Source organism: Streptococcus pseudopneumoniae, assembly GCF_001068775.1.
GTDB lineage: Bacteria > Bacillota > Bacilli > Lactobacillales > Streptococcaceae > Streptococcus > Streptococcus pseudopneumoniae_N.
This window is the reverse complement of the sequence record NZ_JWAJ01000081.1, coordinates 37036-43245: the sequence shown is the minus strand read 5'-3', so window position 1 is coordinate 43245 and position 6210 is coordinate 37036. Positions and strand designations below refer to the sequence as shown.

Here is a 6210-nt window from a genome sequence, read left to right as displayed (position 1 = left end):
ACCATATTGCTTACGATTATAATCAGGTTTTTCTTTGTGAAACATAGGGATTACCTCACAACTCTTCTTACCTCTATTATACGACTTTACAAAAACAAAAGCCCTTGGAAACTTGAGTTCTAAGGACTTTGTCTTCAATCTGAAATCCTAAGAGAAAACTTAGGATTTCAGCTTTAGCCTACTAAACTTAGAAATTACGACCTGATTTATTGTAGCCATATTTTTCAACAAAATGCTCACGGAATTCCAAAAGATTATCATCCATAATAGCCTGACGAACCTGCTTCATGAGATTAAGCAAGAAGTAAAGGTTATGGTAACTTGTCAAACGAATACCAAAGGTCTCATCGGCCTTGAGTAAGTGACGAAGGTAGGCACGGGTATAGTTCTTACATGTGTAGCAATCGCACTCAGGATCAAGCGGGGTAAAGTCCTCCGCAAACTGGGCATTCTTGACAACCAAACGTCCTTGGCTAGTCATACAAGTTCCGTTACGAGCGATACGAGTCGGCAAGACACAGTCAAACATATCGACCCCACGAATAACCCCATCAATCAAGCTATCTGGCGCTCCCACTCCCATCAAGTAGCGAGGTTTGTTTTCAGGAAGGAGTTGAGTAGTGAAGTCCAAAACTGCGTTCATCTCTTCATGAGTTTCACCTACTGCCAACCCTCCGATAGAGTATCCTGGGAAGTCCATACTGACAAGGTCATGAGCTGACTGACGACGAAGATCTTCAAATCCTGCACCTTGTACAATCCCAAACAAACCTTGGTCATGTAGACGACGATGAGCTTTTAATCCACGCTCAGCCCAACGGCTGGTACGTTCGATTGACTTCTTCACATAATCATAAGGCTGATAAAATTGAGGACATTCGTCAAAGGACATCATAATGTCTGACCCTAGATTGTTTTGGATAGAGATGGCTTTTTCAGGTGATAGAAACATTTTAGAACCATTGAGGTGGTTCTTAAACGTTACCCCTTCTTCTGTGATGTTACGACTATCCGCTAGAGAGTATACTTGGAAACCGCCACTATCCGTCAAGATAGGTTGGTCCCAGTTCATGAACTTATGAAGTCCACCTGCACGTGCAATGAGTTCATCTCCAGGACGAAGCCACAAGTGATAGGTATTAGAGAGGATAATCCCTGACCCCATCTCTTTCAACTCTTCTGGCGATTGGGTTTTAACCGTTGCTTGAGTCCCAACCGGCATAAACATAGGAGTTGGAAAGGTTCCGTGTGGCGTGATAATCTCACCCAGACGAGCTCCCGTGTGTTTTTCTTTCTTAATCAAACGATATTTGATTGGTGAATCTGACATTTTTTACCTCCGAAGCTGGGAAAAACAGTCCCAGTTCTTACTTTGTGCCCAAGGGCATACTGTATGATTCTATCAAAAAAAATGGGAACTGTCACGAACTATGGTATAATGAAAGAATGAAATACCCAAAAATTGATTTAAAAGAAGTTCGTCAACAAGCTAAACAGTTTCAAGCTGAACATCCACGTTTATTGCTTGTCTTTTTATTACCAAGCATTTTCCTGATTCTATCCAGCTTCATAAGTCCGTTATCCCTACTTGATGAGGGAATTCTTGAGCAATCCTTCTTTACTTTTTTGATGAGCTTGATCCAGTCCTCACTCTTTCCTCTAGCAGTTGGATTCACAAGTTCTATTATCCTAGCTGGTGCTCTTTTTACAACCATTAATCTTTACAGAATTTCCGAGATAGAGCTTTCTTTTAAAGATAGTCTGTCCTTACTTGACAATCGCTTCTTCACCCAGACCTTTCTAACTCTCTTGCTCAAGCGTTTCTATCTCTTTTTGTGGAGCATCCCTAATCTTTTTGGAGTCTACTTGCTCTTTTATAGCAGTGCCATGGCTCGTAAATTTGTAGAACTTCATCCCGAATTTCCAGCTGTCGACGTCACCAATTCAGATATCGAACACTTCCTACTTACTTTTGCACTTTACTTCTTTGGTAGCGTCTTTCTGATGATTTTGGGAACCATTGCCTATCTGCCGCAATACTACGCTTATTCCCAAGTAGAGTTGCTCCTTTGTGATACACTTGCAATTGGAATTGCCAAGCCAAGTCGCGTACTCAAAACCAGTCGCTTCCTTATGAAAGGCTATAAGTTCCAACGCTTCGTACTTGATTTACAACTCCTACCATGGTATCTTCTTACCTGGATTAGCTTTGGAATTGCGAGCATCCCTTCTTTCCCTTATATCTATAGTAGTCAATTCTTCTTCTATCAAAGATTACTCGAAATCAAGCGGAGAAAAGTTTAATGTGAATGATTAAAACCAGCACCTTCTATGGAAAGTGCTGGTTGTTTTTATTTTAAGAAAAGGATACTCAAGAGTGCTAGGATTGCTGGACCACCTTGCTTAAGAATAATTTTTTTATCTGCTGTTAAGGCACCATAAGTCGCTGCTCCTATGACAAACAACACAAAGATTGTTACGATTTCTAAGCTCTGCGAGAAATAGATTCCATAAAGAAGAAATACCCCAATCAAGGCATTATAAATTCCTTGGTTTTTAAACAGTGAGGTGACAGAGGGGCGAGTCAACTCTTCCTTGTCCATATTAAAGACTCGGCTGGTTGCATCTGATTGGGTTGCGATACTTTCCAAATAAAAGATATAAAAATGCTCTAGAGCAACAAGGGTTGCTAAAATGGTAGTAATGATTGACATCGTTTTCTCCTTAAAATTCTATTTTTTCTAATCCTGATACTAGTTTTGTCAACAAAGCTGTCAGCTCTTCCTGCTCGGCTGTCGATAAGATGCTGTCCATCTGTTCCTTCACTCGCAAATGATGTTTAGGCGGACTGACTAAGAGTTGATTCTTGGCTTCTTGGGTTAATTCAACTAAGACTTCTCGCTGATTGGCCGGATTACGCTTGCGACTGACATAGCCCTCTGACTCCAGTATCTTAAAATGACGGGTCAAGGCTGCCTGGTCAATCTGTAACTTCTCCTGAACGGCAATCTGGTTGCAGGGTGACTGCTGCAGTAAAAACTGCAGGATTTGATAGCGGGTCAAACTAATTCCCAATTGTTTCTCAAAAAGTTGAGTGATCATCTGATCTGTTAAATGGAGCTGGTACAGTAAGTCGTTAATTTTTTTCATTTCTACCTCCCTGCGTACACTTGATTTATCAACTATTGACTTATCAAGTATAATGCAATCTTAGTAAAAACGCAACTATTTTGCTTATTCACGAAAAATAGCCTCTTGATTTCAATCCCAAAAGGCTATTATTTCTATATTCTAGACAAAATCCAGCACTAACCTACCAAATCTGCTCGAAGGATTTCTCCCTCTTTATCAATGACAACTTCGATGGCATGGCCTGCAAAAATTTCTTCACGATCATCATAGTAGAGGGTCAATTCTCCATCTTCGTTGATCGATAGTTCACTCAAGGAAAGTGAGTTGGTAAAATACTCTTCTGTTAACACTACATCATTTTCATCTGAATCTATCCAGTCTTGAGCTGTTTCCCACAGTTCTTTGACAATATAGTCTTTAATCCGAGTATCTTGAACTTGGAAAGTTCCCATAAATTTCTTTAGATCATCAAAAGAACTTGGAGGGAGACTTTCATCTGTACTCGCAGCAAAGATAGCATGAATCTTACCACCCTCGTAAGTGATAAATCCTTCAAACCAAGAATAGGCTCTGTTTAAGGTGAATTCGCCAATATCGTCTTGAATGATGACCGGTTTTTGATAGGTTTCAATCAAGGTCTCTAACCTAGAGTCTGAGGATTGGTCATCTAGGTATTCCAGCAAGTGGTAGCAGTTATTAGCTACTTCTGACATATATGGCTCTAACTCCATGAAGGGGCGTTTTTGGCATTTGATATGATGAATTTTGTAGGGTTCAAAACTAAAGCCCCATCTCTTTTCTTCAAATTCCTCAGGAGTCAATACCCATTCCAAACGTCCCTCACGTTCAGAGAAGTCCTGAGTTTCAACATTGATACTAGCTTTAAAATGAACGGACGGCATTTTACAACCATCTTTTAAAGAAGCAGCCCCATTTACATTTTGGAGGGTAAAAATCAAGAGCTCAACAATTTCTCCAGTAAATTCCTGTTCAAAATCATCTCTTGTTTTCTCAAATGGAGTTTTTAATCGATTTGTCATTCACTTCATCCTTTCTCTCTATGCTTAAAAGCGTTAGCTTAATTTTGTATTCGCTTACATTCTAACATGTTTTAGATTTTATTTCACTTATCAATACTATTTTACACAAAAAGAAGCTACACTTTTAAATGTATAGCTTCTTATTACTCTTAGTTCATAGATACGTGAACGTGGTCATAGTGGTTTTCTGTGATACTACCACGGTCTGGCATTGGATTCCAAGTGTAAGCCGGTCCATATTTACTTGGGTATGGTGCGTAGAAACGTTGTTTCCAGATGATGTAGCTAATGCCACGGCTAGCCATATTTTGGATAGCATAATCTGCAATTTGGTCTCCAAGAGCTGAGCTTACTGGGACCATAAAGTCAATTGCAAGGCCTTTTCCGTGGTCTCCGCTATCTCCAGGACGGTAGCCGCTAAATGATGTGATACCAAACAAGTTAGCAATTTCTTCTTTAAAGGCAGCCGTTTGTGGTTGTAGACCTGCATTTTCTGACTTTGAAGCTGCAATACTTGCATAATCAGGTGCTGCTGGTGCTGCATAAGTCGCTGATGAACCTTGGCTTGCTTCAGCTTGGTAAGTTGATGGTGTTGATTGAGTCTCTGCTACAGTTTCTGTAACAGGGGCTTCTGTTGTAGTGGTTTCTTCCACTACAGGTGTTTCTGCTACTGCTTCTTCTGCTGGTGCTGAAACTTCTGCCGTAGTTTCTGTCACTGGTTCTGCTGCTGGTACTGAGGCTTCTGTTGTAGTTTCTGCTACTGCTTCTTCAGTCACTTGTGGTGCTACTGGCTCAACTTGAGCTTCTGTTTCTTCAACTGGTTGAGTTAAATCTTCAACCTGTACAGTTTGGTCATCTACAGTGACTTGGTTGGTTGTCAAATCTGCTCTTGCAGTTGTGCTTTCACCTGCCTGAGCTGTGTCAGGGGTTTGGATTTCAACTTCCGTCACTTCTTCCTCATCATTAACAGTTGTAGTAAGCACTGTCTCAGGGAAAATCAGATCAATATTGCTGATCTTGTTCAAGTTAGCAAGAACGGTCACATCCACTCCCAGAGCTTCGGCAATGGTACTTAGAGTATCTCCATACTGAACCGTATAGCTTGTTTTATTCTCATTCTTAGTAACATCGTTTTGAATTTGCTCAACACTGCGTGCTGTCCATACTAGTTCTTCTGCTTGAGTTGCCAATACAGGGGCAAAGGACAAGGCTACTGTTGATGCTAAAATAATTCTTTTCTTCATACTATCAAACTCCTTTTCAAATGTAGTACCTGTCTATCATAACACAAAGAAAATAGAAAAAAAGCCCTTTTGGGGCTATTTAACAGAACTGTACATTCGTTGTAACAAATCACATTACTTGAAATAGTTTGTTAGTTTCTTGTCATCAGGCTGACACATTCTTCTTGAAGAAAATTCTAGAAGGAAAACGAACTGATATCTTCTAAACGCTCTATCTGTTGATTACAAGTTGCAGGTGAGGCAAGAAAATTGATACTCTGAATCCCACTATTTTGGGCAAATTCTATATCCAAAGTCCGATCGCCGATATAATAAGTCTGCTGAGGATTTAATCCATACTTATCTAAAAGATAAATCGCAGCTTCTGGACTAGGCTTCCGAGCAAAGCCACTTTGATTGGTTAAAATTTCTGTGAAATAGTGGGCCAAACCCAAATTCTCCAAAATTGTAAAAGCATTGTCCCCTTTATGGGTATAAACAAACTGCTCAATACCTTGCTGGTCTGCCCAAGCTAAGATTTCACGCGCCCCTGGCATCAGAACCACTTGAGCATTCTTCTCAGCCAAGCTCTGAGCACGAACCTGATTGAGCATATCTGCATCCAAGCCTCTTTCTTCTCCCGCCTTTTCCAACAGATCTTGAACGGAAGTTTGTAGAATAAAGGCACGAACCTCAGCCTTATCATAAGGAATGTCAAACTGGGCAAAAGTCTCTTCGATTCCTGCTAAAATAGCTTCATAAGAGTCCAACAAGGTCCCATCTAAATCCCAGATAAATCCAATTTTTTTCATATG

At 40.3% G+C, this 6210-nt stretch carries 7 protein-coding genes; 1 reads left to right on the top strand and 6 read right to left on the bottom strand.

All coding sequences use genetic code 11. The annotated features are described in order from the left end of the window. Positions 1-187 precede the first annotated feature (187 nt). Positions 188-1330, bottom strand: a complete 1143-nt coding sequence (gene tgt, locus ADF68_RS03800) for a tRNA guanosine(34) transglycosylase Tgt (RefSeq protein ID WP_049548702.1) — start codon at positions 1328-1330, stop codon at positions 188-190. A 116-nt stretch (positions 1331-1446) separates the two neighbouring features. Between tgt and ADF68_RS03795 the strand changes: the two genes are divergently transcribed. Next, positions 1447-2304, top strand: a complete 858-nt coding sequence (locus tag ADF68_RS03795) for a DUF975 family protein (protein ID WP_049548701.1) — start codon at positions 1447-1449, stop codon at positions 2302-2304. A 47-nt stretch (positions 2305-2351) separates the two neighbouring features. Here the strand turns inward: ADF68_RS03795 and ADF68_RS03790 are convergent, their stop codons facing one another. From ADF68_RS03790 to ADF68_RS03770, 5 genes are all read right to left on the bottom strand, one after another. After that, positions 2352-2714 carry a DUF1304 domain-containing protein gene (locus ADF68_RS03790; protein ID WP_049548700.1) on the bottom strand — a complete coding sequence of 121 codons (363 nt, stop codon included), beginning with the start codon at positions 2712-2714 and terminating at the stop codon, positions 2352-2354. 10 nt (positions 2715-2724) lie between these two features. After that, positions 2725-3150, bottom strand: coding sequence for a MarR family winged helix-turn-helix transcriptional regulator (locus tag ADF68_RS03785; protein WP_049548699.1), 426 nt, complete (start codon positions 3148-3150; stop codon positions 2725-2727). A 158-nt stretch (positions 3151-3308) separates the two neighbouring features. After that, a complete protein-coding gene (locus ADF68_RS03780; protein WP_049548698.1) occupies positions 3309-4172 on the bottom strand; it encodes a DUF2262 domain-containing protein in 864 nt (287 codons plus the stop codon). A gap of 149 nt (positions 4173-4321) precedes the next feature. After that, entirely contained in the window at positions 4322-5416 is a 1095-nt protein-coding gene (locus tag ADF68_RS03775) for a LysM peptidoglycan-binding domain-containing protein (protein ID WP_049548697.1), read from the bottom strand. A 176-nt stretch (positions 5417-5592) separates the two neighbouring features. Further along, positions 5593-6207, bottom strand: a complete 615-nt coding sequence (locus tag ADF68_RS03770; RefSeq protein WP_049548696.1) for an HAD-IA family hydrolase — start codon at positions 6205-6207, stop codon at positions 5593-5595. Between the last annotated feature and the right edge of the window lie 3 nt (positions 6208-6210).